Here is a 26,641-nt window from a genome sequence, read left to right as displayed (position 1 = left end):
GGTGGGTGCGGCGGAGGGGCGGCCCCGTGAATGGGACCGCCCCTCCGTCTCGTACAGCGCCTGGTGATCAGACCTGGACGCGGCGCTCCACCACGTCGACCAGCTTCTCCAGCGCCTGGTCACGCGGGATGCCGTTCTCCTGCGAGCCGTCGCGGTAGCGGAAGGAGACCGTGCCGCCGCTCATGTCGTCGTCACCGACGATGATCATGAACGGGACCTTCTGCTTCTGCTGGTTGCGGATCTTCTTCTGCATCCGGTCCGAGGAGGCGTCCACCTCCACCCGCAGGCCCTTGCGCTTGGCCTCGGCGGCGAACTCCCGCAGATACTCCACATGCGCGTCGCCGACCGGGATGCCGACCGCCTGGACCGGGGCCAGCCAGGGCGGCATGGCGCCCGCGTAGTGCTCCAGCAGCACCGCGAAGAACCGCTCGATGGAGCCGAACAGGGCGCGGTGGATCATCACGGGCTGCTGCTTGGAACCGTCCGCCGCGGTGTACTCCAGGCCGAAGCGCTCGGGCAGGTTGAAGTCCAGCTGCACGGTGGACATCTGCCAGGTACGGCCGATGGCGTCCTTCGCCTGCACCGAGATCTTCGGGCCGTAGAAGGCCGCGCCGCCCGGGTCGGCGACGAGCTCAAGCCCCTGCTTCTCGGCGACCGCCCGCAGGGTCTCGGTGGCCTCCTCCCACACCTCGTCCGAGCCCACGAACTTCTCGGGGTCCTTGGTGGAGAGCTCCAGGTAGAAGTCGTTGAGGCCGTAGTCGCGCAGCAGGTTGAGCACGAAGGTGAGGGTGCGGTCCAGCTCCTCCGCCATCTGCTCCTTGGTGCAGTAGATGTGCGCGTCGTCCTGGGTGAAGCCGCGGGCCCGGGTCAGCCCGTGCACCACACCGGACTTCTCGTACCGGTACACCGTCCCGAACTCGAAGAGCCGCAGCGGCAGTTCGCGGTAGGAGCGGCCGCGGGCGTCGAAGACCAGGTTGTGCATCGGGCAGTTCATGGGCTTGAGGTAGTAGTCCACGCCCTCGTCGAGCTGCATGGGCGGGTACATGCCGTCGGCGTACCAGTCGAGGTGCCCGGAGGTCTCGAAGAGCTTCCCCTTGGTGGCGTGCGGGGTGTAGACGAACTCGTACCCCTCCTCCTCGTGCCGGCGGCGCGAGTAGTCCTCCATGACCCGGCGGATGATGCCGCCCTTGGGGTGGAAGACGGCGAGACCGGAACCGATCTGCTCGGGGATGGAGAAGAGGTCCAGCTCGGCACCGAGCTTGCGGTGGTCGCGCTTCTCGGCCTCGGCGAGGAAGTCCAGGTGCGCCTTCAGCTCGTCCTTGGACGGCCAGGCGGTCCCGTAGATCCGCTGGAGCTGCTTGTTCTTCTCGCTGCCGCGCCAGTACGCCGAGGCGTTGCGCATCAGCTTGAACGCCGGGATGGTGCGGGTGGTCGGCAGGTGCGGGCCCCGGCAGAGGTCCTTCCAGCACAGCTCACCGGTCTTGGCGTCCAGGTTGTCGTAGATGGTCAGCTCGCCGCCGCCCACCTCGACGTCGGCGCCGTCCTCGCTGGAGGCGGAGCCCTTGAGCCCGATCAGCTCCAGCTTGTAGGGCTCGTCGGCCAGCTCCTCGCGGGCGGCCTCGTCGGTGACGACCCGGCGGGAGAAGTGCTGGCCGCGCTTCTGGATCTCCTGCATCTTCTTCTCGACGGCCTTGAGGTCCTCGGGGGTGAAGGGCCGGTCCACGTCGAAGTCGTAGTAGAAGCCGTCCCGCACCGGCGGGCCGATGCCGAGCTTGGCCTCCGGGAAGAGCTCCTGCACGGCCTGGGCCATGACATGCGCGGTGGAGTGGCGCAGGATGTTGAGGCCGTCCTCGGAGGAGATCTCCACCGGCTCGACGGTCTCGCCGTCGGCGACCTGGTAGGAGAGGTCCTTCAGCTCGCCCGCGACCCGGGCGGCGACCACGGTGCGCTCGCCGGGGAAGAGGTCGGCGGCGGTAGTGCCCGTCGTCACCACGCGCTCTTCCCGCTCGGAATCGCGTTGGATGATCACACGGACGTCTGACACCGGTCTCTCCTGACTGAAGGCTTCCGACTGCGCAGGGCAGGCGCTGAAGGGGCGGCCATGGACGCATGGCGCGCGAGAGGCCATGTTAGCCAGCCGCCCCTGGCCCCCGCGAAACGCGTTTCCGGGCCCGGGGGCCCGGCCCCCGCGAAACGCCTTTCCGGCCCCCGGGGCCCGGCCCGCCCGAAGCCGGGGCATGCGCACCCTCGCCCGGCACCCCGCGACCAGGCGCCGCCCCCGCCCCCGTACGCCCCCTCCGCCCAGGGCCCCTGCTCAGGCCCCCGCCGCCGGGCTCGTCCCGCCGAGGTAGTCGGAGCCCTCGTGGGCGGCCTTCATCAGCCGGTCGCGCTCGGCGTCGTCCACCGGCACGGCGGCCACCTCGGTGGCGCCGGTGAGGCGGCGGAAGCCGCCGCGGCTCTCCAGGCGCCCGGCGACCCGCAGCGGCAGCCCGGCCAGATGGGCCTGCCCGGCGGTGCGGTACGCCTCCTCGTCCAGCACCACCCGGATGTGCGGCACCTCCGCGCCGGCCAGCACCCGCAGCCGTACCGTTCCCTCGCCGCGCGGCCCCGAGCGCCGCATCCGCACCACGGCCCCGGTGATCCGGACCGGGACGGACGGCTCGCCCTGGAGGTAGCGGGCGGCGGCCTCGCGGAGTGCGGGCAGGTCGCCCGGGGAGAACTCCACCGGCTCGGGCCGGGCGGCGCAGCCCTCGGGCACCCCGGCGGCGGGTGACCAGGCGAGGGCGATCCCGGCGCCCTCGGTGCCGCGGACCAGGGAGACCAGCGCCTCGGTCAGCTCGCGGCTGACCCCGGCCCGTACCGCCGTGTCGAAGGCGGCGGGCGAGCCGGTGGCGCGCCGGTAGTCCACCGCCTCGCGGGCGGCGTGCAGGGCGTGGTGGAGGCGGACGGCGACGGCGCGGCCGGTGTCGACGGGGAGGAAGGCGGTGAGCCCGCCGCGGCCCGGGTCGCCGCCCGGGCCGGTGCCGAGCAGGACGCCGTCCAGCGCGGCCTGGGCGTGCCGGCGGTGCCGGGTGCCGTGGTAGCCGGCCGGGGCCCGGGTGGCGAGGGCGGCGGCGAGCAGCACCTGCCGGGCGGCGGAGCGGAGCCGTTCCTGCTCGGTCCAGGGGGTGGTGCCGAGGGGGCCCTGCGGGGTCTCGCGCCACCAGCGGACCTCGTCGCTGGGGACGGCGAGCCCGGCCAGCACCTCGCGGGCGGCGGGCTCGGCGCTGCGGGCGAGCGCGGTCAGGGCCTCGCCGAGCAGGTCGGCGCAGTCGGGGAAGGCGCGGCTCTCCGGTACGAGGAGGCTGGCGGGTCCGGCACCGGGGGCGGGCGGGGTCCAGCGGCCGTACCGTCCGGGGGCGCCGCCGCGACGGCGCCAGCCGTGCCGGCCGAGCAGGGCGCCGAGGACCCGGGGGTCGACGGCGGCGGGGTCGAGAGCGCGGTGGTCCACGGGTGCGGGTTCGCCGGCCGGGCGGTGGGTCACGGTCTTCCTCCTGCCCCGACGCGGGTCATGATCTCGCACAGCGCCCGGTCGTCGAAGATCCGGTGGGTGGGGATGCGGACGGTGGTGCGGCGCCGGCCGGTGACCGGGTGGCCGGCGAGGTCGGTCCAGTAGCAGCAGTGCCGTAGGTCGAGGCCGTCGTGTCCGGCACGGAGCCAGTCCTCCTGGGTGCGCGGCGCGATCATCACCACCAGGATCTTCGGTACGGCGACGGGGGTGCGGGCCAGTTTCACCAGGTGCTCGTTGTCCAGGGTGAAGGGGAAGCTGGCGCCCGGCGGGTTCGGCCGGAGCTGGTAGGTGCACTTCAGCTGCACCTTGACGGTCACCTCGTCGTCGACGGTGTGCGCGGGCGAGCCGTGGCTGAGGTGCCAGTCCACGCCGTTGTCGGGAAAGGGCTGGGACAGCGAGCAGCCGGCGGCGGCCGCGACCGCGTGCAGATAGCCCACCTGAAGGGTCTCCATGCAGGCGGTGGTGGCGAGCGATCCGCGCAGCGGTGCCGGCCGGACCGTATCGAGGGGGGTGTGGCCCTGTTCGGGCCGAGTGAGCGACATGCTCCCGTGCCTTCCCGAGGAGCGCCGTTCCGGTGGATCCGCCGCCGGACCGGCGTTCTCATCTGTGTTGTCGCCGCCTGGCGTATGCCGCAAACAGCCCGGGTATCACCGAATCGGGCAGGAGGATCAGGCCATCTGCCGGGCAGGAGCGAGGAGTTCGGGGCATGACGCTCTGGTTTGACGGCCCGCTGGCCGCATTTGACACAGAGACAACAGGGGTCGACGTCGAGCACGACCGCATCGTGTCGGCGGCCGTGGTCGTCCAGGACGCCGTCGGCGGGCGGGTGCGCACCACCCGCTGGCTGGTGAACCCGGGGGTGCCGGTACCGGCCGGGGCCACCGCCGTCCACGGTCTGACGGAGGACCACCTCCAGCGCAACGGCCGCTGGCCGTCGCCGGTGGTGGAGGAGATAGCCCGGACGCTGGCGGCGCAGTGCGCGGTGGGCCGTCCGCTGGTGGTGATGAACGCGCCGTTCGATCTGACGTTGCTGGACCGGGAGTTGAAGCGCCACCGGGCCTCGTCGCTGGACCGCTATCTGGACGGGGCACCGCTCTGCGTGCTCGACCCGCGGGTGCTGGACCGCCAGCTGGACCGGTACCGCAAGGGCCGGCGGACCCTGGCCGATCTCTGCGCGCTCTACGAGGTGGAGCTGGACGGCGCGCATGACGCGGCGGCCGACGCGTTCGCGGCGCTGGAGGTGGTACGGGCGGTGGGCCGCCGGTTCGCCGCCCGGCTGGAGCGGCTGTCACCGACCGAGCTGCACACCCTGCAGGGGGGCTGGCACGCCGCCCAGGCGCGCGGGCTCCAGGCCTGGTTCACCCGCAACGGCACCCCGGAGACGGTGGACCCGGCCTGGCCGCTGCGCCCGGAGCTCCCGGCCGCCGCGGCCTGAGGGCGCCTCGGGGGCTCGCGGACATGGCGAAGGCCGGCCCGCCTGACGGCGGACCGGCCTTGCTCCGGTGGGCGATACTGGGATCGAACCAGTGACCTCTTCGGTGTGAACGAAGCGCTCTCCCGCTGAGCTAATCGCCCGGGAACGGACTGAACCATACAGGTCCGGGCGCCCCTCGTTCAAACCGCTTCCCCCACGGGCCCCTCCCCGGGCCGCCGCAGCCAGGCGGTGAGGCCGCGCTCCCCGCAGCGCATCATCCAGGCGTGGTTGGCCCGCAGCAGCGGCCGGGCGGGGACGGCCAGCCGCCTCAGCAGTTTCCGGCGCACCACCACCTCCTGCTCATAGCGGGCGAGGCTGCCGCCCCTGCCGTCGGACACGGTGGTCCAGCGGGCGTAGCCGTCCATGTCCCCGCCGATGCCGCTCTCCAGAACCCGCGCCACCGGATCATCGCGGCGTTCGGTGAGGGTGACGCGGAGGGTGTACGGCAGGGCGGAGCGGATGCTCGCGGTGCCGGTGCGCTCGTCGCGGCGGGCGACCTCGCGGACCTGCGGCCACCAGCGGGGGTAGTCCTCGGGGCGGGCGAGCACGGCGTGCACCCGGTCGGGCGGGGCGGGCAGCCGCCACAGGCTGGTGAAGCGGTAGTGGTGCCGGTCCATGGGGACGAGTCTGCCCCGCCCGCGCGTCCGGATGACTCGGGTAGCGGGGTGAGTACGGGTACTCAGGCCGTGCGGCGCGGCGCGGCGCAGACTCCGGTCCATGGTGAATGTGCCTTCCCCTCATGAGGAACTGGCGCTCCTGGACCGGGAGCTGGCATGGCTGGACACCCGGCGGACGCAGCTGCTGGCGCGGCGGGCGTGGCTGCTCGGCGTGGTACGCGGTCCGATGGCCGGCCCGTCCGCCGGTCCTGCCACCGGTCCGGCGCGGGCGTGGGCGGCCGGCGCACCGCCGATGGCGGGCGGCGGCGGTGGCGAAACGTCTCCGCGCGGGGTGCGTGATGTGCTGCTGACGCTGGGCGGGGTGCTGCTGGCGGTGGCGGCGGTGGCGTTCACGGTGGTCGGCTGGGGACGGCTGGGCGTCGGGGGCCGGGCGGCGGTGCTCGCCGTGGTGACCGCCGGGGCGCTCGGGGCGCCGGTCCTGCTGCTGCGCCGGGGGCTGCGGGCGACGGCGGAGGCGGTGAGCGCGGTGGGCCTGGTGCTGACCGTGCTGGATGCCTACGCGCTGCGCCAGGTGCCCGATCTGGAGGTGGGCGCGCTCGGCTACACGGCGGCCGCCTCGGCGGTGCTGGCGGCGGGCTGGGCCGGGTACGGGGCGGCGCTGGGCGCGTTGCGGGCGCCGCTGCCGGCCGCGGTGGCGTTGGCGCAGCTGCCATTGCCGCTGTTCGCCGCGGCGGTGGACCCGCGACCGCTGACGGTGGCATGGGCGCTGCTGGCGACGGCGGCGGTGGACACCGGGCTGGCTTTGGCCGGGCGGCTGCCGATGGCGGTGCGGGTGGCGGCGTGCGCGGGGGCCTGTGCCACCGGTGGCTGGGCGGTGCTACTGGCGGGCGGTTACGCGGTGGTGGGCACGGGTGCCGAGCCGGGTGTCCTGCTCCTGGTCGCCGGTGGGCTGGCGCTGGCCGGGGCGTGGCGGACGCCGTGGGGGCGGACCGGCTGGGCGGTGCCGGCCGGGGTGCTGCTGGTGGCGGGCGCGGGGGCGCTGCTGCGGCTGGTGGCGCCGGAGGGCTGGGCGGTCGCGGCCTGGCTGCCGCCCGCGCCGGCGCTGGCCGCGGTGGCGGTACGCGGTGGGCTGCCGCGCGCGGTGGCCCGGGGGCTGCTCTGGGCGGCGGCCGGGGTGCAGGCTCTGCTGGTGGCGGTGTGGGCGCTGCCCCTGGTGGCGGCCGGGCTGACCGGGCTGCGCGCCCAGGTGCCATGGGCGGTGGTCGCGGTGCTGGTCGCGGTGGCGGTGGGCGCGGTGCCGGGCCGCTCGCTGGAGACGCGACTCGGGGCCCTGGCGGTCGGCTGGCTCGCGCTGGTGGCCGTCCCCTCGGCGGCGGCCTCTCCGTTGTGGGCGGCGCTGGCGTGGTGGCTCGGGGTGGTGGCGGTGTTCCTGGCGGGGGCGGTGCGGCCGGGGTGGCTGCGGTACGGCGTGCGGGTGGAGGAGCCGGCGCCCGGCGGTGCGGCGCCCTGGTGGGCGCCCCGTACGCCGGAGTGGGTGCTGGGCACGGCCGCGCTGGCCGCGGCGGTCGGGGCGGCGCTGGTGGCGGTGGGGGCCGCGGTCCCCTCGCCGACGGCCGCGGTGGTGGCGCTGGCGGTGCCGGCCGGGCTGTTCGCGGGGGCGGCCGTGCTGCTGGGGCCCGGTGGCCGGCAGGCGGTGGCGGCCGGTGCGGCGGTGCTGGCGGCGGCCGGCGCGGTGGCGGCGGGCGCGTGGGCGGCCGAGTTGCCGGTGCATCTGACCGGCCTGGCGCTGCTGGTGGTGCCGGCGGCGACGGCGGCGGTGGGGGCGCTGCTGCGGCGCCGCCGGCCGGCGGTCGTGGTGGAGGCGGTGGGCGCCGGGGTGGCCGTGGTGGCGCTGGGCTGCGCGGCGACCGACGGTGCGGCGCTGGCGCTCGCGCCGGGGCTGGCCGGGGTGGTCGCGGCGGCGACGGCGGTGCGGCCGGAGCGGCGGCCGGTGGCCGGGTACGCGGCGGCGGCGCTGCTGGTGGCGGCCACCTGGGTGCGGCTGGCGGTGTGGGGGGTGTCGGTGCCGGAGGCGTACACCCTGCCGGTGGCCGTCCCGGCGCTGGCGGTGGGCGTGCTGCGGCGGCGCCGCGATCCGGCCGCCTCGTCCTGGGCGGCGTACGGCCCGGGTCTGGCCCTGGGGCTGCTGCCGGGGCTGGTGGCGGTGTGGGGCGAGGGCGGTGCGCTGCGGCCGCTGCTGCTGGGGGTCGCGGCGCTGGCGGTGACCCTGGCCGGGGCGCGGCTGCGGCTGGTGGCGCCGCTGGTGCTGGGCGGCACGGTGCTGGCGCTGACCGCGCTGCACGAGCTGGCGCCTTATGTGGTGCAGGCGGTCGGGGCGCTGCCGCGCTGGGCGCCGCCGGCGCTGGCGGGCGCGCTGCTGCTGGCGGTGGGCGCGACCTACGAGCGGCGGCTCGGGGAGGTGCGCCGGATGCGCGAGGCGCTGCGCCGGATGGGCTGAGGACGGTCCGGGCAGGCGGCGAAAACGCGTCAGGCCCCGAGATCAGCGAGGTGGTCTCGGGGCCTGACGTCCGGGCTGGTGGGCGATACTGGGATCGAACCAGTGACCTCTTCGGTGTGAACGAAGCGCTCTCCCGCTGAGCTAATCGCCCGGGCGCACCGCAAACATTACCGCATGTCAGCGGGTGCGCCGACCACCGGTGGCGCCGGTCACTCGCCGATCTTCCAGGGCATGACCAGCCCGTACTTCCACAGATAGAAGCCGACCAGCGCGGCCATGATCACCAGGCCGACGGAGGTCAGGATGATGTTGCGCCGCCGGACCTTCGGGTCGAGCGCGCGCTGGGCCGCCTCGGTGACCTTGCGCTTGGTCCAGCGCAGCACCAGCTGGGCCCAGACGAACTCGGTGGCCCAGATCGCCAGGCCGGCGAAGATCACCACCCAGCCCGGTCCGGGCAGCACCAGCATGGCCACGCCCGCGGCGACCACCGCGAGGCCGACCACGAAGACCCCCACCTGCCAGCTCAGATGGAGGGTGCGGCGTGCCTTGATGAATGCGGGGGCCCGGGAGCCGAGTACCCGCTCCTCCCCCTCCTGCTCCGGTGCCGTCACGTCCCCCGCCACGGGCGCGGTGGTCACCGGGGCGGTACCGGCGCTCACGCTCCGCTCGTCACTCTCCGCTTTCATGCGGCCAACCTACCCGACTCCGCCACACCACCGGAATGGCTGCATAACGCCCGGTTGCATACCGCCATCCGAGGTAACCCAAGCCGCACAAAACAGACAGAGGGGTTTACAACGGCACCGTAGGTGGCATGTCGAATTCGCCGACGTGCGAATCCCCGAGCGCACACTGAGCGAAAGGCCCTGGCGCTTATGAACACCACGGTCAGCTGCGAGCTGCACCTGCGCCTCGTTGTATCGAGCGAGTCCTCACTGCCTGTACCGGCGGGCCTGCGGTATGACACGGCCGATCCGTATGCCGTGCACGCCACCTTCCACACCGGAGCCGAGGAGACGGTCGAGTGGGTGTTCGCCCGCGACCTGCTCGCCGAAGGACTCCACCGCCCCACCGGCACCGGCGACGTCCGGGTCTGGCCGTCCCGCAGCCACGGTCAGGGCGTCGTCTGCATCGCGCTCAGCTCCCCGGAGGGGGAAGCCCTCCTGGAGGCCCCGGCGCGCGCCCTGGAGTCGTTCCTGAAGCGGACCGACGCGGCCGTGCCGCCCGGCACCGAGCACAGACACTTCGACCTCGACACGGAGCTCTCCCACATCCTGGCCGAGAACTAGGGCCAGGCCGAACGCCGCACGGCGCCGTCCGACTCGGGGCGACGGCGCCGCGCGGACACCCCGCGCGGCCGTGCCGGGCCGCACCCGGCGACACCGGCCGCCATCGGGCGCCGCCACCGCGGAGAGACACCGCGGCGGCGGCGCCCACGCGCGTGCGCCCGTACGCGCACGCAGCCGCGGCGCACCCGCCGCCGGGCCTCCACCGGGCCGCTCCCCGCCTCCCCCCGGCCCGCGACCGCCTCCCCCGCCCCGGAGGGGAGCGGCTAGAGTCGGCCCCCACACCGGCGGGCGCCCGCCCGCGGCCGGCCAGGGAGTGAACCGTGCTCATCCCCCACGACACCCGCATCGCGCTCGACACGGTCGTCGACCTGGTGAACAGCGCGCCGGAGGGCGGACGGGGCGACGGGCTCGGGGACCTCACGGCGCTCTACACCTTCGTCCGCGACCACCGCGTCAGCGGCGTGGAGGAGTTGACCGACCGGGACCTCAGGGCCGTCCAGGCGGTACGGGGACGGTTCACCGAGGTGTTCGCGGCCCCCGACTCCCGTACCGCGGCGGAGCTGATCAACCAGCTGGTCGCCGCGGCCGGCACCACCCCGCAGCTCACCGACCACGACGGCTACGACTGGCACGTCCACTACTTCGCCCCGGGCGCCTCGGTCGGCGACCACCTGGCGGCCGACTGCGGCATGGCGCTGGCCTTCATCGTGGTGGCCGGCGAGCGGGAGCGGCTGCGCCGGTGCGAGGCCCCGGACTGCGGGCGGGCCTTCGTGGACCTGTCCCGCAACCGCTCCCGCCGCTACTGCGACAGCCGCACCTGCGGCAACCGGCTGCACGTCGCCGCCTACCGGGCCCGCCGCAAGGAGGCGGCGACCGGCTGAGCCGGGCACGGCGCGCGGACGGCTGCCCAGGGGCAGCCGCTCATCAGGGGCCCTCACAGCAGGAACAGGTCATGGACGGCGCCCATCAGCAGCAGGCAGCCGATCACCGTGAGGAAGATCAGCAGCGGCGGCTGGGAGAGGGCGAACAGGCAGCCGCGGGGTTCGTCGGACGCGGCGTCGGCGGTGGCGGGGGTGTGCTCCCGCGAGGTATCGAGCATCTCGGCCGCATCATGGCCCGCCCGGCGGACCGGTGATCACCGAAACGGCCCCATCCGGCCTGCCGTTCATCCCATCTTGTGGTTTGCGACCGGATTCCCCCCGGCTCCGCCCGGGCTGTCGTGATAACGGCCCTCCAAGGAGCGGACCTCTCCCAGGAGCGAGCCCGGCGGCTCAGATCCCGTGCTTCTTCAGAATCGCCTCGATATCGCTGAAGTCGTCCTCGCCGCCTCGGGCAGCGCCGGTGCCGGCACGCTTCGGCGCCGGCCGGCCGCCGGGGCGCGCGGCCGGGCCGGTCACCGCCGCCGGGGTCGAGGCGACCGGCCGGCCGCCGGGGCGCGCGGCCGGGCCGGTCACCGCCGCCGGGGTCGAGGCGGCCGGCGCCTCGGCCCGGCGCCGGGCGGCCCGGCGCTCCTCGCGGGTGCCCAGACCGCGCCGCCTTTCGACGGCCCGGGTGGTGGCGAACAGCAGCCAGGCCAGGCCCAGCACGCCGAAGCCCGCCCAGGCCACCGGGGAGAAGGCGGTACGGGCCAGCCAGGCCACCGCACCGGTCATCACCAGCCCCAGCGGCACCAGGGCGTAGCCCGCGATCCGGGCGGCGGTACGGAACCGCTTGCGGTAGGCGGTGATGGCGGCGAGCCCCAGCCCGGCCGCGGACACCGCGGAGCAGATCGTCTCGGCAAGCATCCGGTCCTCCAGACGGCGGCGGGCATACGTCCCCTCCATCGTGCACCGGACCGCAGCTCCCGGGCCATGCCCGCCGGCCCCCTCAGAGAGATCTCCGGGTGATCTCAGGGTGGTCTCCGGGGCGGCGCCTCCCCAGGTCCCCCGATGAGAGACTTGATCCATGGACCACTCCCCCGCCTCCCCCGCGGTGCTCGACTTCTGGTGCGAGCTCCAGTGCCCCGACTGCCGCAGCGCCCTCGCCGATCTGCGCGCCCTGCGTGAGCGCTACGGCGACCGGCTGGAGGTGCGGCTGCGCCACTTCCCCCTGGAGAAGCACAAGCACGCCTACGCCGCCGCGCAGGCCGCCGAGGAGGCGTTCACCCAGGGCAAGGGCTGGGCGTACGCCGAGGCGGTGCTCGGGGCGACCGAGGAGCTGGCGTCCGGCGGTGAGCCCTTCCTCGTCCGTACCGCGGACCGACTGCACCTGGACAGCGGCGAGTTCGACACCGCGCTGATCGACGGGCGCCATCTGCTGGCGGTCGACGCCGACCAGGCCGAGGGCCGGGCCATCGGGGTCACCGGGACGCCCACCTATGTCATCGGCGGCGAACGGCTGGACGGCGGGCAGAGCCAGGAGGGACTGCGCGCCCGGATCGAGGAGATCGCCGACCGGCTGCTCACCGAGGGCGCCGAGGGCTGAGCTCTCGACTCCGGGGTGACTACAGCAGCGGCTTGTACAGCCGTAGCCGCACCGTCTCGTACCCCAGCGAGGCGTACAGCCGCAGCGCCGGGGCGTTGTCCGCGAAGACGTGCAGCCCCAGCCGCCGCCGGCCGTCTTCCCGTACCACCCGCTCGGCCACGCCCATCAGCGCCCGCCCGAGCCCGCGGCCCCGCCGCTCCTCGGCCACCCGGATGTCGTACACATAGCCCGCCACCTCCCCGGAGTCGAGGGTGCACCGGCCGGTCCACAGCCGGCCGGCGATCCCGCCGTCCTCGTCCACGGCCACGAACAGCCCGGCGCCCTCGGTGGCCAGGCCGTGGGGCAGCAGCTCGCGGTGGCCGCGCTCGGACAGCTCCCCGGCCCGCTCCTCCGGCACCCCCCGGGACGCCCACTCCCGCGCGTACTCCTCGCGGGCGGTGCTCAGATACGCGGCGAACTCCGGCTCCGTCATGGGCCGTACGACGATCTCCGGTGCCGGCCCCGGCTCGTCGGGGAGCGCCTTGAGCAGATCGCGGCCCCGCTCCCGGTACCCCAGGGCCGCCGCCAGCGAGCGGGCCGCCTCCGCCCCGGCCGGCACGGCGGCCTGCACGCTGGTGCAGCGCCAGCCCCGCAGCACCTCCTCGGCGGCCAGCGCGGCCACCGTGCCGCGCCCCCGGCCCCGGTCGGGCGGGTCGACGCGCAACGAGCGGATCTCCCCGGCCGCCGGGCCGAAGCGGGCCGAGGTGCCGAGCTCGATCGCCCCGACCGGCCGGCTGTTGACACACACCTCGTAGCGGCGGACCCGGGTGCCGTCATCGGACTGCTGGAGCGGCCCGGTCGGCCGCAGGGTGGTGGTCATCACCGGTGTTCTACCCACCGTCCGGGCCCCTGTCATCCGTCTTCCGTCCGTCGTTCCCGTCTCCGCAGGCACCACGTGGACCACACCACCAGGAGGAACCAGTGTCATACCCGCAACCGCTCACCCCCGAGGAGAAGCTCGCCGCCGCGAAGAAGCTGCTGGGCCTCCCGCGTATCGTCGTGATCTGCGGCTCCACCCGTTTCATGACCGAGATGAACGAGGCCGACCTGCGGGAGACCAAAGCCGGAAAGATCGTCGTCAAGCCGGGCTTTGACATGAAGTCGCCGCACGGACTCCGGTCCGATCCTGTCGAGACCGAGGCGCTGAAGGTTCGCCTCGGCGATCTGCACCGAGCGAAGATCCGGCTCGCTGATGAGGTGCTCGTGGTCGGCGACTACATCGGAGACAGCACCCGAGCGGAAATCGCCTACGCCCGGTCGCTGGGCAAGCCCGTGCGGTTCACGCATCCTGAAGTCGACCCTTACGCCTGACCGACCGGAACCCGGCCGGCGGGCCGGCCCGGCGGAGCAACCACTGTCCACCGGGCGTCGGCCCACCGGCCGTCGGGCGCCGAGCCTCGCCCCGGCGGCCGCGGCCGGTGGGGGTCGGCCTCGCTGACCTGGTGGCGACCCGGGCGGGCTTCGGCGCGGCCCGGCCGCGCGGGGACTCGTCCTTCGCTCAGGCGCCGTCCGTGGCCAGCATCCGCTCGGCGCGCTCGGCGAAGACGCTCATCGCCTTGGCGGTCACCGGGCCCGGGGCGCCCGGGAGTTCGCGGGCGTCGATGCGGCTCACCGCCTGGACGTCGCGCAGGGTGGAGGTGAGGAAGACCTCCTCCGCGTCGTCCAGCGCCTCCAGCGGCAGGTCGGTCTCCTCGGCGCCGGACCACTCGGCCACCAGGGCGCGGGTGATCCCGGCCAGGCAACCGGAGGCGACCGGCGGGGTGTGCAGCCGGCCGTCGAGGACCACGAAGACATTGGAGCCGGTGCCCTCGCAGAGCCGCCCGACCGTGTTGCCGAACAGCGCCTCGGAGGCGCCCCGCTCGTGCGCCCGGGCCAGGGCGACCACGTTCTCCGCGTACGAGGTGGTCTTCAGCCCGGTCAGCGCACCGCGCTCGTTGCGGGTCCACGGGACGGTGATCACCGCGGTGGTGTCGGGGCGGGGCGCGGCCTCGCCGACGGCGACGACCAGGGTCGGGCCCGCGTCGCCGCGGTCCGAGCCGAGCGGGGAGGGGCCGCCGGTGTAGGTGATCCGCAGCCGGCCGAGCGGCAGCGGGTTGGCCTCCAGCACGGCGGCGCAGGCGCGGCGGACCTCGTCCAGGTCCGGGTCGGGCAGCCCGAGGCCGCGGGCGGAGCGGGTCAGCCGGTCCAGATGGGGTTGGAGCGCGAAGGGCCGGCCGTGCACCGCCTTGATGGTCTCGAAGACGCCGTCGCCCACGGTCAGACCGTGGTCCAGCACCGACACCCGCGCGGTTTCCGCCTCGCGCAGCCCGCCGTCGACCCAGAGTTTCATGTTCCGGCTGTCCTTCCGCTCGCCTCGTACGCTCCCGACGCTACCGCCAGCAGCCTCGACGCCTTCAGCTCGGTCTCCGCCCACTCCCGCTCCGGGTCGGAGTCCCAGGTGATCCCGGCGCCGGTGCCGAAGCGCAGCACGCCCTGCGGCCGGTCGATCCAGAAGGTGCGGATGCCCACCGCCAGCACTCCGGTGCCGCGGTCCGCGTCCACCCAGCCGATCCCTCCGCAGTACGGGCCCCTCGGCGCCGTCTCCAAGGCGTCGATGATCCGCAGCGCGCTGGACTTGGGCGCCCCGGTGACCGAACCGGGCGGGAAGGCGGCGGCCAGCAGCTCGGCCCAGCCGGCCGAGGGCGCGAGTTCGCCGCGCACGGTGGAGACCAGGTGGACCAGGCCCGGGTGCGGCTCCACGGCGCACAGCTCGGGCACCGTGACCGTTCCGGTGGCGCAGACCCGCCCCAGGTCGTTGCGGACCAGGTCGACGATCATGACGTTCTCGGCGCGGTCCTTGTCCAGCAGATCGGCGGCGGTCCGCCCGGTGCCCTTGATCGGCCCGGACTCCACCGTCCCGCCACCGCGCCGCAGGAACAGCTCGGGGGAGGCGGTGGCGACCTCCACCCCGTGGGCGGGCAGGCGAATCGTTCCGGCATACGGGGCCGGGTTGCCGCGGGCGAGCAGCGCGGTGAGCGCGTCCACATCGGCCGCCGCCGGGTCGGGCAGCGGCGCGGACAGCACCCGGCAGAGATTGGCCTGGTACACCTCGCCCGCCGCGATGTGCTCCCTGATCCGGCGGACGCCGGCGGTGTACGCGGCGCGGTCGAGCGAGGACGTCCAGTCGCCGGCCATCGGGCCGCGCCAGGCGCCGGGGACCGGCTCCGGCACCGGGGCCGGGCGGACGTCCCCGAACCGGGCACAGGTCAGCCGGCCCTCGAAGTCCGCGCAGACCGCCCAGAAACCGGTCGAGTCCAGGGCCTCGGGGTCGCGGGTGACATCGCGCAGATCGGTGGCGAGCAGGCCGCCGAAGCGGGCGAGGGGGGCGAGCGGGTGCACGGGGGCGAGTCTATGGCGCGGCCCGGGGGCGGACCGCCGGGGCGGCGTACGGGCCTGATCCGGGGCGGGGGCGGGGGACGGAGCGGGGTACGGGTGTGTGCGCGGGCTCGGTGACCGGGCGGGGCGCGGGAGAGGGTACGGCGCTGGTCGGGGGGCTGATCCACGGTCCTCACCGCCTCCCTGCTCCCGGTCACCGGGTCCTCGCCGCCGCCCCCGCGGTCGAACGGGCCGGGGGCGCGGACCGGGCGCCCAGGGCCGCCGCGCGCCGAGGTCAGGGCAGCACGCTGCGCAAACGCGTTTTTGTACTGGCCCGGGAATCCGCTAGAGTTCAACACGTCGCCGGGACGCGGAAGCGATCCGGATCCGACAGGCGGACGTGGCTCAGTTGGTAGAGCATCACCTTGCCAAGGTGAGGGTCGCGAGTTCGAATCTCGTCGTCCGCTCGACGTGGGGGATCTTCCCGAACCCCCGCAGCTCCTGGTGGAGTGGCCGAGAGGCGAGGCAACGGCCTGCAAAGCCGTCTACACGGGTTCAAATCCCGTCTCCACCTCCAAGGACGATTAGCTCAGCGGGAGAGCGCTTCCCTGACACGGAAGAGGTCACTGGTTCAATCCCAGTATCGTCCACTGGCCCGCGAGGGCCCCCGCGCGATTAGCTCAGCGGGAGAGCGCTTCCCTGACACGGAAGAGGTCACTGGTTCAATCCCAGTATCGCGCACGCATCACCGGCGGCCCTCGGGTCGCGGTCCCGAGGACGATTAGCTCAGCGGGAGAGCGCTTCCCTGACACGGAAGAGGTCACTGGTTCAATCCCAGTATCGTCCACACCTTGATGAAGCCCCGGTCGCGTCTCGCGATCGGGGCTTCGTCGTGCGGTCCCGCCTCCGGGGAGGAGGGGGAACGCGGCGCGCCCGCCGCCCGGGACGGGACGGCGGGCGCGGCCGGGCGCGGGCGGGCTCAGGAGGAGAAGAGCATCCGGCCGAAGCCGCGGTGGTGGCTGTGGTGCCCGTGCCCGTGGTGCGGGGCGCCCCAGGCGGGGGCGTGCGCGGCCGGGTACGCCTGCGGGGCCGGCGGCGCGGGCGGGGCGGGCGGTGCCTGCTGCGACCACTGGGACTCCAGCCGGGTCAGCGCCTCCAGCTCCCCGTAGTCCAGGAAGATCCCCCGGCAGCCGCTGCACTGCTCGATCTGGACGCCGTTGCGGTTGTACGTGTGCATGGGCGCATGGCACTTGGGACACTGCATGCTCGGTTCACTCCCTCAGGGCCGGTACGACAGCCCTCGCCGTCGCGGGCTCTCCCCGGGGAGGACGCCGACACGGCCCGCCCCGGTTCTCCCCCCGCCGTTCGATGGTGCGTCCACCCTACGCCGGGGCGTGTTCCCCCTGATGGGGAGGGAGGGCGGCCATCCGGGCGCAGGCCGCGACGACTTCCGACTCGACCTCGTCCAACTCCCGCCCCTCGGCGGTGCTCTTGGCGATCGCCAGGGCCGCCGTCTGCACGGTCAGGGCCCGGGCCGGAACGTCCAGCCGGGGCCAGGGATCACCGTCCGCCGGTACGGCCGGGCCGGCGGCCGCCCGATACGCGCCGAGGAACCGCTCCCAGACAGCCGGGGCCAGCAGCCCGGCGGCGAACCAGGCGGCCGGACGGGCCAGGTCCCAGGCCGGATCACCGGCGCCGAGGTCGTCCACGTCGATGAGCAGCCACGCCCCGTCGGGCACCGGGTGGCGCACCAGTTGGCCCAGATGGAGATCGCCATGGCAGAGGGCGGGCCGCCCTGCGGGGGGCAGCGGGTCGGCGGTCCCACCCCGGGCCCAGGGCGGCAGCCGCCGCCAGGCCGCCTCCACCGGGGCGGCGGCCGGATGCGGGCCCACCGCGCGCATCCGCTCCACCGCCAGCGCCGCCTTGGCCGGGCCGCGCATCGGCGGCAGCGGTCCCAGCGAGGTAAGCGGTGTGCGGTGCAGCCGGGCCAGCAGAACGGCCGCCTCCTCCCAGGGTGCCGCCGCCGGGTCCTCCGGGTCGACCGGCACCCCGTACGGCCATGCCGACACCGGCCGCCCCCGCACCTCGTCCAGGGCGACCGGCAGCGGCGGCAGCAGGATCCCGGTCAGCAGCGGATGGGCCGCCACCGCGAGACGGGCCCGGTGCCCGGGCGAACCGGCGCCCGGTGCGTGCGCCTTGGCCACCGCGCGGCCGTGCCGGACCACGGTGCCGTCCGGACGGTCGGCGAGCACCCCGGCGGCGGGGCCGCCCCGGCCCGGAGCACCGGACGGGGCGCCGCAGGCGGCGCAGGGGGTGCGGGGGCCGGGCGGATGCGCGGCGGACCGGGCGACCCCGGCGAGGGTACGGAGGAGGGTGTCGGAGTCGCGGGTGTGGGAGTCGCGGAGGTCGGAGTCCTGCTGCACGGGGCGACCCTACGCGCCGCCGCGCAGGGACGGGCATGCGCGGGGCAGGGCCGCGAAAAAGCGGTGGCCGGCAGCTCCCCAGCTGCCGGCCACCGCTGCCGTCCGCCGCACCCCCGTCCCCACGGGGTCGGGCCGGATGTCCTTGGCCCGGGCCGCTCTCCCGGACCCGGAGCGCCGATCAGCGCCCCAGCATCACGCCCACGGACGACGCCTGTGCGACCACCTGGTCCCAGCCGCCGAAAACGACGAACAGGACGGCGGCCAGAGGGAGGACCATCGCGGCCGCCGCCAGCGGATGCCGGCGACCGGACGGGCGGACGCCGAACGAGGAGAACACCTCGCCGGCCCGGGTACGGCTGATGCTTCGCGCTGCCGTGTCCGCCATCGTCCCTCTCCCATCGAGTTGACAGCGGCGGGCGTCCTTGCCTCGGGGGACGAGTGCCGCGCCCACCGCTTGCCTTCCAACTTAGGGAAACGAACACCTCTGGTCGTCATGCCCGCGTACCGATCGGCGGGCCTCCCCGAGGATGAGCCCAGGACCGGCGGCGTACTCCCCTGGGTGGAGACGTCCCCCGAGGAGTGCGGGTCTTCCCGGAGGGGGCGGGTCTTCCGGGGGCTCTGCGAGCACCTTCCGGGGGCCCTGCGAGGGCCCTGCGAGGGCCTTCGGGGGGGCTCCCGAGGGTGGCGGCGAGGGTGGCGCGGGGCGGTGGAGGGTCGGGTGACATGTCTCACGCCTTTACCGCCGGCTCACCGCTCGGCGTTCGTGATGTTGACGCGCGCGGCGGGCTCGGTGGGGACGGGAGGGGGCGGCCGAGACCCGGACGGTGGGAAGTGGAGTGCCTATCAGACGGTGCATCAAAAAGCCGCGCGGGTAATGGGGTTGCTCGGACGGGTGCAGGGAACTCGTGGATGCGGCTTGCTGAGCGCGCCTCATATGCGCTTTCTGGCTCGCCAATCGGTCCGCGCGGGAGGGCGCGGCCTATGAGCGCGCCGGGACATGGATACGTAAGCTGTGCCCAGTCAAACGGATTACCGCGACTGCGGGGGTGGGGGCAGCTCCCCACCGAAGGTAGGGGACGGACATGGCGATGATGCGGCTCCGGCGCGAGGACCCGCGTGTCGTCGGCTCGTTCAGGCTGCACCGGCGGCTGGGGGCCGGCGGGATGGGGGTCGTCTATCTGGGCTCCGACCGGCGCGGGCAGCGGGTCGCCCTGAAGGTCATCCGCCCCGACCTGGCGGAGGACCAGGAGTTCCGGTCCCGTTTCGCCCGCGAGGTGTCGGCCGCGAGGCGCATCCGCGGCGGCTGTACCGCGCGGCTGGTGGCGGCCGACCTGGAGGCCGACCGGCCCTGGTTCGCCACCCAGTACGTGCCCGGGCCCTCGCTGCACGACAAGGTCGCCGAGGAGGGTCCGCTGGTCGCGGCGGACGTGGCGGCGATCGGGGCCGCGCTCTCCGAGGGACTGGTCGCCGTACACGAGGCCGGGGTGGTCCACCGGGACCTGAAGCCCTCCAACATCCTGCTCTCCCCCAAGGGCCCGCGGATCATCGACTTCGGCATCGCCTGGGCGACGGGCGCCTCCACCCTCACCCATGTCGGCACCGCCGTGGGCTCCCCCGGCTTCCTCGCCCCCGAGCAGGTGCGCGGCGCGGCGGTCACCCCGGCGACCGACGTCTTCGCGCTGGGCGCCACCCTCGCGTACGCGGCGATGGCGGACTCGCCGTTCGGGCACGGCAGTTCCGAGGTCATGCTCTACCGGGTGGTGCACGAGGAGCCGCAGCTGAACGGCGTCCCGGACGCGCTCGCCCCCCTGGTACGGGCCTGCCTGGCCAAGACCCCGGAGGAGCGGCCCTCCACCCTCCAGCTGTCCATGCGGCTCAAGGAGATCGCCGCGCGGGAGGCGCAGGGGCTGTCCGGCGGCCGCCCCACCACCCCCCGGCCGCGCCGCGCGGTGGACGAGCGCCCCACCGGCCGGCTCACCGAGCGCTACCCCGAGCAGGCCGCCGAGCGAGTGGTGGAGCGGGGCGGGGAACGAGGCCTGGAACGGGACGACACCCAGGGCCGCGCGGCGCAGGGCACTCCGGCGCCCCGCGGGCCCCAGGGCGGTGCCCGGCCGGCTCCGCCCCGCGGTCCCGCCCGTGCCGGTGGGCGGGGTGACGCCGCGCGTGGGGCGGCCCCGGCGCGTACCGGGCCCGGGACCGGGTCCCGTACCGGCTCGGGATCCCGTACCGGCCCCGGCACCGGATCCGGGGCGCGGACCGGCCCGGGCGCGCGGACCGGGTCCGGCTCGCGCACCGGGACGGGCGGCCTGCGCCCGGCCAACCCCCGGCTGCTCCGCCAGCGGCTGTTCGTCTTCGTCGTCGTCACCCTGATCGTGCTGCTGGGCATCGCGGCGGCGCAGGCGCTCCAGGGATAAGGCTCGCTCCAAGGGCAGGGCCCACTCCAGGGATAGGGCTCGCTGCCAGGGGTAGCGCTCTCTACTGCTCGGGGCGGCCGGTGGTCACCGCGTAGAAGGCGACCGCGGCCGCCGCGCCGACGTTCAGCGAGTCCACCCCGTGGGCCATCGGGATCCGCACCAGGGTGTCGGCCGCCGCCAGCGCCCGGCGGCTGAGCCCCTCGCCCTCCGCGCCGAGCATCAGCGCCGCGCGCTCCAGCCGGTGCGGGGCCGCCTCGTCCATGGCCACGGCCCCCTCGGCCGGGGTGAGGGCGAGGAGCCGGAAGCCCGCCTCCCGTACCGTCTCCAGACCGGCCGGCCAGGGATCGAGCCGCGCGTACGGCACCGAGAAGACCGCGCCCATCGACACCTTCACCGAGCGGCGGTACAGCGGGTCGGCGCAGTCGGGCGACAGCAGCACCGCGTCCATGCCGAGTGCCGCGGCGCTGCGGAAGATGGCGCCGATGTTGGTGTGGTCGTTGACGCCCTCCAGCACGGCCACCCGCCGCGCCCCGGCCAGCAGCCCGGCCGCCTCCGGCAGCGGCTCGCGGCCCATCGAGGCGAGCGCCCCGCGGTGCACGTGGTAGCCGGTGACCTGCTCGGCGAGACGCGGCTCCACCACGTACACCGGGCAGTCGGCCGCCGCGATCACATCGGCCATCACCTCGACCCACTTGGCCGACAGCAGCATCGAGCGCATGCCGTACCCGGCCCGCACCGCGCGGCGGATGACCTTCTCGCCCTCGGCGATGAACAGTCCCTCGGCCGGTTCCCTGCGGCGTCGCAGCTCCACGTCGGTGAGACCGGTGTAGTCGCCCAGGCGCGGGTCGGCGGGGTCGTCCAGGAGCAGGGGTTCAGCCACGGGGAGCCTCCGGGTCCTCGACCGGGGGCTTGGTGGGGCCCTCGGCGACCACCTCGCCGACGACGATCACGGCGGGTGGGCGGACGCCCTCGGCCACCACCCGCTCCCCCACGGTCGCCAGGGTGGCGTCCACCCGGCGCTGGGCGGCCATGGTGCCCTCCTGGACCAGTGCCACCGGCGTCGCGGGGTCCTTGCCGTGGGCGATCAGCGCCGCGGCGATCGCGCCGATCTTGTCGACGCCCATCAGGATCACCAGGGTGCCGGTGAGGCGGGCCAGCGCGGCCCAGTCCACCAGGGAGCGCGGGTCCTCGGGGGCTACATGTCCGCTGACCACGGTGAACTCGTGCGCCACCCCTCGGTGGGTCACCGGGATGCCGGCCGCGCCCGGGACGCTGATCGAGCTGGAGATGCCCGGCACCACCGTGCAGGCGATGCCCTCCGCGGCGAGGGCCTGCGCCTCCTCCATCCCGCGGCCGAAGACGAACGGGTCGCCGCCCTTCAGCCGGACGACCGACCTGCCCGCCTTGGCGTGCTCGATCAACGCGTTGTTGATGGCCTCCTGGGCCATGAAGCGGCCGTACGGGATCTTCGCCGCGTCGATCACCTCGACGTGCGGCGGGAGCTCGTCCAGCAGGTCCCGGGGGCCGAGGCGGTCGGCGATGACCACGTCCGCCTCGGCGAGCAGCCGGCGTCCTCGGACGGTGATCAGGTCCGGGTCGCCGGGGCCGCCGCCGACGAGGGCGACGAAGGGGGTGCGGGCGCGGTGGTGCGGGGCGGCGATCGTGCCCTCGCGCAGGCCCTCGACGATGGCATCCCGGACGGCGGCGCTGCGGCGCGGGTCCTGGCCGGTGAGCACGGCGACCGTCACGCCCTCGCTGCGGCCGGTCGCCGGGGTCCACGCGGTGGCGGCGGCTGCGTCGTCGGAGCGCACACACCACACGCGCTCCCGCTCGGCCTCGGCGGAGGCCCGAGCGCAGGCCACCGGGTCGCTCGCGGTGATCAGGGCGTACCAGGCTCCGGCCAGGTCGCCCTCCTCGTAGCGGCGGCGCTCCCAACGGAGCTCGCCGGCCTCGACCATGGCCTCGACGGAGGGGGTGGCCGAGGGGGACACCAGGGTGACGTCGGCGCCCGCGGCGACCAGGGCCGGCAGCCGGCGCTGGGCGACCTGGCCGCCGCCGATGACGACGACGCGGCGCCCGGACAGGCGCAGTCCGACGGGGTAGGCGGGGTGGTCGGCGTACTCGGCGGCTTCGGCGGTCTCGGCGGTCTCGGCCATGCGGGGTGCGGCTCCTCGGCGGGGCCCGGGGGCGCTGCGGGGCAGCGCGGGGCGCGGTGCGGTGGTGTCGGCCGCTGCGGCGGTGGAGCGGCTGGTCGGAGGGGGTGGGGTGTTCTGGCCAACGATAGCCGTGGGGGCGGCTGACGCCGCCAGTGGCCCGGTCCGGCCGGTGGCCTCGCTGACGCGCCTGCGTCTGTTCCGGTTTCGGTCCGGTGGCGGTGTGCGGGTCCGGTGGGTGTGCACTCTGCCCGGTGGGTGGGGGGCGGGGCACTCCGGGCTCACGTGCTCGCCGCTCGCGCTCACCGTCAGACGGTCAATCTCACCGCCTCATTACGCTCGGCGGCTGCGCGCGCGACCCTGCGTACCCCACCCAACGTCCGGAGGGCGAGTGCACCCCGGTGACTCCATCTCCCGGCCTGACGGCCGTGACAAACGCCCGACGCGGCGGTACGGGCCCAGGCCCGATTGGCGCCGCATCCGGCGTACGGGCCCGGTGGGGCCGGCTCATCCACCGGGCAATGGCGTCCGACCGGTGCGGGCCCTCGGCCCGGGGGTCATGAGCCGCCGTGACGGGATCGGTCGGCCTCGCGGTCGAGCGGAGCCGTACGAGTCAGTGCGGGCCCTTGGCCATGGCAGGGCCCATATGCCCGGGGGCAGCAACCCCAGGCGGCGGTACAGGGCCGAAGGCCGGTGGAGCCGTATCAACCGCCGGGCGGTGGCGTCCGACGGGCACGGGCCCTCGGCCCGGGAAATCAAGAGCCCCTTGCCTCGGGGGCACGTCAGCCACCGCGATGAGGTTCCGTCGCCCCACCGGTCGGGCGGGGTCGTACGGGCGGTGCGGGTCACCGCCCTGGTAGGGCCCGTATGCCCGGGCAGCAGCCCGGCGCGGCGGTACGGGGCGCGGCCCGGAGGGGCGTATCAACCGCCGGGCGGTGGTGTGTCCGGCGAGGATCAGGCCCTGGGCCCGGCAGGACCCACACGCCGGGCCGCAGCTACAGGTGGCGGTATGAGGCCGGGGCTCGGTAGGGGCCGTATCCGCTGCCGGTCGGTGACGTCCGGCTGGTACGGGTCCGGGGCCCGAATGGACAGCAGGCGGTCGTACGGGGCAGTGACCGGGCGGGCTGCATCGCCCGACGGGCGGGGAGTCCGTCTGGCGCGGGCCCTCGGCCCGGGAAGATTTGGTAGGCCGGAGCCCAGACCCCGGGCGGCGCGATATGGGGCCAGGGCGCGGTGGGCCGTACCCGGCCGCTCGGGCCCGGGAGGGCCGCTGTAGGTCTACGGGACTGAGGCCTGGCGGGGCGGTACTACCGCCGGGCGGTGGCGTCCGACCTGTGCGGGACCTCGGCCCGGCAGGACCTCGTACGCCGGAAAACAGCCCTTAGGGCGGTCCGAGGCCGGGGAGTGGCGGGCCGTACCGATCGCCGGGCGGTGGCGTCCGGCGGGTGCGTGTCGTCGGCCCGGGATATCAGCCACGGCGAATCGGTCAGTGCGCCGCCGGTCGGGTGGGGGTACGCAGGGTCGCGCGCGCAGCGGCCGAGCGTAATGAGGCGGTGCGCTTGACCGTCTGACGGTCAGCGCGAGCCGCGAGCACGTGAGCCCGGAGTGCCCACGCCCCCACCCACCGCAGAGCGGACCCGACCACCGGGCCTGGAAATGGCCACCGGACCCAGGCCGCAACAGACCCAACCGCGTCAGCGAGGCCACCGGCAGGGGCCCGGCCCGGACACCGGCGGCGCCAGCCGCCCACCGCTACTTCTCGGTGACTCCGGCGGAGTCGAACGTGGCTACCTCGTGCATGGCGCGGGCGGCGCTTTGGATGACGGGGAGGGCCAGCAGGGCGCCGGTGCCTTCGCCGAGGCGGAGGTCGAGGTCGACCAGGGGGCGCAGGCCGAGCTTGTTGAGCGCGGCGACATGGCCGGGCTCGGCGCTGCGGTGGCCGGCGATGCAGGCGGCCAGGGCCTCCGGGGCGATGGCGCGGGCCACCAGGGCTGCCGCCCCGGCGCTGACGCCGTCGAGGACGACCGGGGTACGCAGGGAGGCGCCGCCCAGGATGAAACCGACGAGCGCGGCGTGCTCCAGGCCGCCGAGCGCGGCGAGGACGCCGAGCGGGTCGGCCGGGTCCGGGCGGTGCAGCTCCAGGGCGCGGCGGACCACGTCGACCTTGCGGGCGTGCATCTCGTCGTTGATGCCGGTGCCGCGGCCGGTGACCTCGGCGGGGTCGGCACCGGTGTAGACGGAGATGAGGGCCGCGGAGGCGGTGGTGTTGGCGATGCCCATCTCACCGGTGAGCAGCGCCCGGTTGCCCGCGGTGACCAGGTCGCGGGCGGTCTCGATGCCCACCTCGACGGCGGCCATCGCCTCCTCGCGGGTCATCGCGGGGCCGGTGGTGAAGTCGGAGGTGCCGGGGCGGATCTTGCGCGGCAGCAGTCCGGGGGTGGCCGGGAGTTCGGAGGCCACGCCGACGTCCACGACGCAGACCTCGGCACCGACCTGGTTGGCGAAGGCGTTGCAGACCGCGCCGCCGCCCAGGAAGTTGGCGACCATCTGCGTGGTGACCTCCTGCGGCCAGGCGGTGACGCCCTGGGCGTGCACCCCGTGGTCGCCGGCGAAGATCGCCACGGCGGCGGGCTCCGGGATGGGCGGCGGGCACATCCGGGAGAGCCCGGAGAGCTGCGCGGAGATGATCTCCAGCATGCCGAGCGCGCCGGCCGGCTTGGTCATCCGCTTCTGGCGCTCCCAGGCCTCCCCGAGCGCCTTGGCGTCGAGGGGGCGGATTCCGGCGACGGTCTCCTGGAGGAGGTCGTGCGGTTCCGCGCCGGGCAGCACCCGGCGGCCGTAGGTCTCCTCGTGGACCACCCAGGAGAGCGGGCGCCGCTTGGACCAGCCGGCCTGGGCGAGCTCGGGCTCCTCGGGGAACTCGTCGACATAGCCGACGCAGAGGTAGGCGACGACTTCGAGGTGGTCGGGCAGGCCGAGGCTGCGGACCATCTCGCGCTCGTCGAAGAAGCTGACCCAGCCGACGCCGAGCCCTTCGGCCCGGGCGGCGAGCCAGAGGTTCTCCACCGCGAGCGCGGAGGAGTAGGGCGCCATCTGCGGCTGGGTGTGCCGACCGAGGGTGTGGCGGCCGCCGCGGGTGGGGTCGGCGGTGACGACGATGTTCACCGGGGTGTCGAGGATGGCCTCGATCTTCAGTTCCTTGAACTGCTTGGCGCGGCCCTTGGGGAGGGAGCGGGCGTAGGCCTCGCGCTGCCGCTGGGCCAGTTCGTGCATGGTGCGCCGGGTCTCGGCGGAGCGGATGACCACGAAGTCCCAGGGCTGGGAGTGGCCGACGCTGGGCGCGGTGTGCGCGGCCTCCAGGACGCGGAGCAGCACCTCGTGCGGGATGGGGTCCGGGCGGAAGCCGTTGCGGATGTCCCGGCGCTCGCGCATGACGCGGAGGATCGCTTCGCGTTCGGCGTCGTCGTAGGGCGGGGCGGCGGGGGTGGCCACCTCCTCGGTGGGTCCGGCCGGCTCGGCCTCGGGGGCGGCCACGTTCTCGGTGGGCACCTCCTCGGTGACCACTGACGTGGCGGGTTCCACGGTCGCCGTCTCTTCGGCGGGTGCTTCTTCGGCGGGTGCTTCTCCGGTGGGTGCCTCTTCGGTGAGCACGACCGCTGCGGAGGGCGTGCTCTCCGGGTCGGCGGGGGCGGGCTCGGGCCACTCCACCGGGGCGGGGTTCGGTTGCTCGGCGGTGGCCAGGGGCTCTGCCTCGGGCGCGGGGTCGGGGATGTGCCCGGTCGCCGACTCGGGAGCGGATGCGGTCTCGGCCTGGGGGGCCGGCTCGGACTGAGGGGCGGGCTCGGACTCGGGCACGGAGACGGAGACGGATTCCGGCGCGGGTGCGGGGGCGGCCTCGGTCGGCGCCTCGGTGGGCTGGGGGGTCGCCTCGACGAGGTCGGCGGCGGGGGCCGGTACGGTCGCGGGCTCGGCGGCCACGGCCTGCTCGGCCATGGCGGCCGGCTCGGCGGCCATCGACTGTTCGGCTACGGGGGCCGGTTCGGGTGCGGGGGCCGGTTCGGCGAGGGCGGCGGGCTCCTGGGCCGGTGGGGCTGCCGGGGCCGGGGGCTGCTCGGGGGCCACCGGCTGCGGGGCCTGCTCGGGAGCGACCTCGGGAGCGGTCGGCTCCGGGGCGGGCGCCTCGGACACCGCTGCCTCGGGCGCCGCTTCCTCGGTGGCAACCGCCTCGGTGGGGGCAGGCTCAGTGGCCGGGGACTCCGGGGCCGGAGGGGCCAAGGGGGCCGCTTCGGCGGGCAGAGGGGTGGCGGACGTGGCGTCGGTGAGGGGGGACTCCGCCACGGCGGGGGCCGGGGCCTCAGGGGCCGGGGA

23 protein-coding genes and 7 tRNA genes are annotated in these 26,641 nt (G+C 75.1%); 12 read left to right on the top strand and 18 right to left on the bottom strand.

The features are described 5' to 3' along the window. Positions 1-67: 67 nt before the first annotated feature. The 3 genes from thrS to M1O15_RS26465 form a co-directional block, all read right to left on the bottom strand. Entirely contained in the window at positions 68-2,044 is a 1,977-nt protein-coding gene (thrS, locus tag M1O15_RS26475) for a threonine--tRNA ligase (protein ID WP_248636701.1), read from the bottom strand. Between the two features lie 270 nt (positions 2,045-2,314). Further along, complete coding sequence (locus M1O15_RS26470; protein ID WP_248636700.1) at positions 2,315-3,523, bottom strand: hypothetical protein; 1,209 nt, start codon at positions 3,521-3,523, stop codon at positions 2,315-2,317. After that, positions 3,520-4,092: a DUF4365 domain-containing protein gene (locus tag M1O15_RS26465; protein ID WP_248636699.1), complete on the bottom strand. Its 573-nt coding sequence runs from the start codon at positions 4,090-4,092 to the stop codon at positions 3,520-3,522. Before M1O15_RS26465 ends, M1O15_RS26470 begins: the two co-directional genes overlap by 4 nt. 164 nt (positions 4,093-4,256) lie before the next feature. On the opposite strand from M1O15_RS26465, the gene M1O15_RS26460 reads away from it, so the two are divergent. Continuing rightward, entirely contained in the window at positions 4,257-4,985 is a 729-nt protein-coding gene (locus tag M1O15_RS26460; protein WP_248636698.1) for a 3'-5' exonuclease, read from the top strand. Between the two features lie 68 nt (positions 4,986-5,053). Here the strand turns inward: M1O15_RS26460 and M1O15_RS26455 are convergent. Together M1O15_RS26455 and M1O15_RS26450 are read right to left on the bottom strand one after the other, a co-directional pair. Beyond that, a tRNA-Val gene (locus tag M1O15_RS26455) sits at positions 5,054-5,125 on the bottom strand. Between the two features lie 39 nt (positions 5,126-5,164). After that, the gene (locus M1O15_RS26450; RefSeq protein ID WP_248636697.1) at positions 5,165-5,641 is read right to left on the bottom strand and encodes an SRPBCC family protein; all 477 of its coding nucleotides are present in this window, start codon (positions 5,639-5,641) and stop codon (positions 5,165-5,167) included. Between the two features lie 100 nt (positions 5,642-5,741). Between M1O15_RS26450 and M1O15_RS26445 the strand changes: the two genes are divergently transcribed. After that, positions 5,742-8,138, top strand: a complete 2,397-nt coding sequence (locus tag M1O15_RS26445; RefSeq protein ID WP_248636696.1) for an SCO7613 C-terminal domain-containing membrane protein — start codon at positions 5,742-5,744, stop codon at positions 8,136-8,138. 76 nt (positions 8,139-8,214) lie between these two features. On the opposite strand, the gene M1O15_RS26440 is transcribed toward M1O15_RS26445, so the two are convergent. Both M1O15_RS26440 and M1O15_RS26435 read right to left on the bottom strand, forming a co-directional pair. Beyond that, positions 8,215-8,289: transfer RNA gene (locus tag M1O15_RS26440), tRNA-Val, on the bottom strand. Positions 8,290-8,347: 58 nt separating this feature from the next. After that, entirely contained in the window at positions 8,348-8,824 is a 477-nt protein-coding gene (locus M1O15_RS26435; protein WP_248636695.1) for a TIGR02611 family protein, read from the bottom strand. A gap of 189 nt (positions 8,825-9,013) precedes the next feature. Here M1O15_RS26435 and M1O15_RS26430 point away from each other — a divergent pair, with 189 nt between their 5' ends. Further along, a complete protein-coding gene (locus M1O15_RS26430) occupies positions 9,014-9,427 on the top strand; it encodes an SsgA family sporulation/cell division regulator (RefSeq protein ID WP_003987206.1) in 414 nt (137 codons plus the stop codon). Between the two features lie 320 nt (positions 9,428-9,747). After that, positions 9,748-10,308, top strand: coding sequence for a CGNR zinc finger domain-containing protein (locus M1O15_RS26425; RefSeq protein WP_248636694.1), 561 nt, complete (start codon positions 9,748-9,750; stop codon positions 10,306-10,308). Between the two features lie 53 nt (positions 10,309-10,361). On the opposite strand, the gene M1O15_RS26420 is transcribed toward M1O15_RS26425, so the two are convergent. Further along, positions 10,362-10,526: a hypothetical protein gene (locus tag M1O15_RS26420; RefSeq protein ID WP_248636693.1), complete on the bottom strand. Its 165-nt coding sequence runs from the start codon at positions 10,524-10,526 to the stop codon at positions 10,362-10,364. 172 nt (positions 10,527-10,698) lie between these two features. Continuing rightward, positions 10,699-11,211 (bottom strand): transglutaminaseTgpA domain-containing protein, encoded by a 513-nt coding sequence (locus tag M1O15_RS26415; protein ID WP_248636692.1) that lies wholly within the window; start codon positions 11,209-11,211, stop codon positions 10,699-10,701. 160 nt (positions 11,212-11,371) lie between these two features. Between M1O15_RS26415 and M1O15_RS26410 the strand changes: the two genes are divergently transcribed. Continuing rightward, entirely contained in the window at positions 11,372-11,890 is a 519-nt protein-coding gene (locus tag M1O15_RS26410; RefSeq protein ID WP_248636691.1) for a DsbA family protein, read from the top strand. Between the two features lie 19 nt (positions 11,891-11,909). Here M1O15_RS26410 and M1O15_RS26405 read toward each other — a convergent pair whose 3' ends face one another. Beyond that, the gene (locus M1O15_RS26405; RefSeq protein WP_248636690.1) at positions 11,910-12,749 is read right to left on the bottom strand and encodes a GNAT family N-acetyltransferase; all 840 of its coding nucleotides are present in this window, start codon (positions 12,747-12,749) and stop codon (positions 11,910-11,912) included. A gap of 101 nt (positions 12,750-12,850) precedes the next feature. Between M1O15_RS26405 and M1O15_RS26400 the strand changes: the two genes are divergently transcribed. Continuing rightward, entirely contained in the window at positions 12,851-13,240 is a 390-nt protein-coding gene (locus M1O15_RS26400) for a DUF4406 domain-containing protein (protein WP_248636689.1), read from the top strand. A 187-nt stretch (positions 13,241-13,427) separates the two neighbouring features. Here M1O15_RS26400 and M1O15_RS26395 read toward each other — a convergent pair whose 3' ends face one another. Together M1O15_RS26395 and M1O15_RS26390 are read right to left on the bottom strand one after the other, a co-directional pair. Then, on the bottom strand, positions 13,428-14,258 hold the full coding sequence (locus M1O15_RS26395) for an aminotransferase class IV (protein ID WP_248636688.1): 831 nt from the start codon (positions 14,256-14,258) through the stop codon (positions 13,428-13,430). Continuing rightward, positions 14,255-15,307 carry a chorismate-binding protein gene (locus M1O15_RS26390; protein ID WP_248636687.1) on the bottom strand — a complete coding sequence of 351 codons (1,053 nt, stop codon included), beginning with the start codon at positions 15,305-15,307 and terminating at the stop codon, positions 14,255-14,257. The genes M1O15_RS26395 and M1O15_RS26390 overlap by 4 nt, the downstream gene beginning before the upstream one ends. Positions 15,308-15,677: 370 nt before the next feature. Here M1O15_RS26390 and M1O15_RS26385 point away from each other — a divergent pair. The 5 genes from M1O15_RS26385 to M1O15_RS26365 all read left to right on the top strand — a co-directional run bounded on the left by M1O15_RS26385 (position 15,678) and on the right by M1O15_RS26365 (position 16,130). Further along, positions 15,678-15,750 (top strand) — tRNA-Gly (locus M1O15_RS26385). A gap of 36 nt (positions 15,751-15,786) precedes the next feature. Continuing rightward, positions 15,787-15,860 (top strand) — tRNA-Cys (locus M1O15_RS26380). Between the two features lies 1 nt (position 15,861). Continuing rightward, positions 15,862-15,933, top strand: a tRNA-Val gene (locus M1O15_RS26375). Positions 15,934-15,952: 19 nt separating this feature from the next. Further along, positions 15,953-16,024: transfer RNA gene (locus tag M1O15_RS26370), tRNA-Val, on the top strand. 34 nt (positions 16,025-16,058) lie between these two features. Then, positions 16,059-16,130, top strand: a tRNA-Val gene (locus M1O15_RS26365). Between the two features lie 132 nt (positions 16,131-16,262). On the opposite strand, the gene M1O15_RS26360 is transcribed toward M1O15_RS26365, so the two are convergent. From M1O15_RS26360 to M1O15_RS26350, 3 genes are all read right to left on the bottom strand, one after another. After that, a complete protein-coding gene (locus tag M1O15_RS26360; RefSeq protein ID WP_248636686.1) occupies positions 16,263-16,547 on the bottom strand; it encodes a TFIIB-type zinc ribbon-containing protein in 285 nt (94 codons plus the stop codon). 118 nt (positions 16,548-16,665) lie between these two features. Then, the gene (locus tag M1O15_RS26355) at positions 16,666-17,706 is read right to left on the bottom strand and encodes a phosphotransferase family protein (protein ID WP_248636685.1); all 1,041 of its coding nucleotides are present in this window, start codon (positions 17,704-17,706) and stop codon (positions 16,666-16,668) included. A 178-nt stretch (positions 17,707-17,884) separates the two neighbouring features. Next, positions 17,885-18,091: a hypothetical protein gene (locus M1O15_RS26350; RefSeq protein WP_248636684.1), complete on the bottom strand. Its 207-nt coding sequence runs from the start codon at positions 18,089-18,091 to the stop codon at positions 17,885-17,887. Positions 18,092-18,788: 697 nt separating this feature from the next. Between M1O15_RS26350 and M1O15_RS26345 the strand changes: the two genes are divergently transcribed. Further along, on the top strand, positions 18,789-20,120 hold the full coding sequence (locus tag M1O15_RS26345) for a serine/threonine-protein kinase (RefSeq protein WP_248636683.1): 1,332 nt from the start codon (positions 18,789-18,791) through the stop codon (positions 20,118-20,120). A gap of 61 nt (positions 20,121-20,181) precedes the next feature. On the opposite strand, the gene M1O15_RS26340 is transcribed toward M1O15_RS26345, so the two are convergent. The 3 genes from M1O15_RS26340 to cobT all read right to left on the bottom strand — a co-directional run. Further along, the gene (locus M1O15_RS26340) at positions 20,182-21,000 is read right to left on the bottom strand and encodes a TrmH family RNA methyltransferase (protein ID WP_248636682.1); all 819 of its coding nucleotides are present in this window, start codon (positions 20,998-21,000) and stop codon (positions 20,182-20,184) included. Further along, positions 20,993-22,276, bottom strand: coding sequence for a uroporphyrinogen-III C-methyltransferase (cobA, locus tag M1O15_RS26335; protein ID WP_248636681.1), 1,284 nt, complete (start codon positions 22,274-22,276; stop codon positions 20,993-20,995). The genes M1O15_RS26340 and cobA overlap by 8 nt, the downstream gene beginning before the upstream one ends. A 1,749-nt stretch (positions 22,277-24,025) precedes the next feature. Then, the coding region (gene cobT / locus M1O15_RS26330; protein ID WP_248636680.1) for a nicotinate-nucleotide--dimethylbenzimidazole phosphoribosyltransferase at positions 24,026-26,641 on the bottom strand (2,616 nt) is incomplete at its 5' end.

It is taken from the genome of Streptomyces lichenis, from assembly GCF_023218175.1.
GTDB classification, from domain to species: Bacteria; Actinomycetota; Actinomycetes; order Streptomycetales; family Streptomycetaceae; genus Streptomyces; species Streptomyces lichenis.
The sequence above is the reverse complement of the archived record's forward strand: the minus strand, read 5'-3'. Positions and strand labels throughout refer to the sequence as shown.

Coding starts and splice junctions, on each gene's coding strand:
- M1O15_RS26345 (WP_248636683.1), top strand. CDS start 18,789: ATGGCGATGATGCGGCTCCGGCGCGAGGACCCGCGTGTCGTCGGCTCG.
- M1O15_RS26415 (WP_248636692.1), bottom strand. CDS start 11,211: ATGCTTGCCGAGACGATCTGCTCCGCGGTGTCCGCGGCCGGGCTGGGG.
- cobA (WP_248636681.1), bottom strand. CDS start 22,276: ATGGCCGAGACCGCCGAGACCGCCGAAGCCGCCGAGTACGCCGACCAC.
- M1O15_RS26350 (WP_248636684.1), bottom strand. CDS start 18,091: ATGGCGGACACGGCAGCGCGAAGCATCAGCCGTACCCGGGCCGGCGAG.
- M1O15_RS26465 (WP_248636699.1), bottom strand. CDS start 4,092: ATGTCGCTCACTCGGCCCGAACAGGGCCACACCCCCCTCGATACGGTC.
- M1O15_RS26445 (WP_248636696.1), top strand. CDS start 5,742: ATGGTGAATGTGCCTTCCCCTCATGAGGAACTGGCGCTCCTGGACCGG.
- M1O15_RS26430 (WP_003987206.1), top strand. CDS start 9,014: ATGAACACCACGGTCAGCTGCGAGCTGCACCTGCGCCTCGTTGTATCG.
- M1O15_RS26435 (WP_248636695.1), bottom strand. CDS start 8,824: ATGAAAGCGGAGAGTGACGAGCGGAGCGTGAGCGCCGGTACCGCCCCG.
- M1O15_RS26360 (WP_248636686.1), bottom strand. CDS start 16,547: ATGCAGTGTCCCAAGTGCCATGCGCCCATGCACACGTACAACCGCAAC.
- M1O15_RS26450 (WP_248636697.1), bottom strand. CDS start 5,641: ATGGACCGGCACCACTACCGCTTCACCAGCCTGTGGCGGCTGCCCGCC.
- M1O15_RS26460 (WP_248636698.1), top strand. CDS start 4,257: ATGACGCTCTGGTTTGACGGCCCGCTGGCCGCATTTGACACAGAGACA.
- M1O15_RS26410 (WP_248636691.1), top strand. CDS start 11,372: ATGGACCACTCCCCCGCCTCCCCCGCGGTGCTCGACTTCTGGTGCGAG.
- M1O15_RS26405 (WP_248636690.1), bottom strand. CDS start 12,749: ATGACCACCACCCTGCGGCCGACCGGGCCGCTCCAGCAGTCCGATGAC.
- M1O15_RS26395 (WP_248636688.1), bottom strand. CDS start 14,258: ATGAAACTCTGGGTCGACGGCGGGCTGCGCGAGGCGGAAACCGCGCGG.
- M1O15_RS26420 (WP_248636693.1), bottom strand. CDS start 10,526: ATGCTCGATACCTCGCGGGAGCACACCCCCGCCACCGCCGACGCCGCG.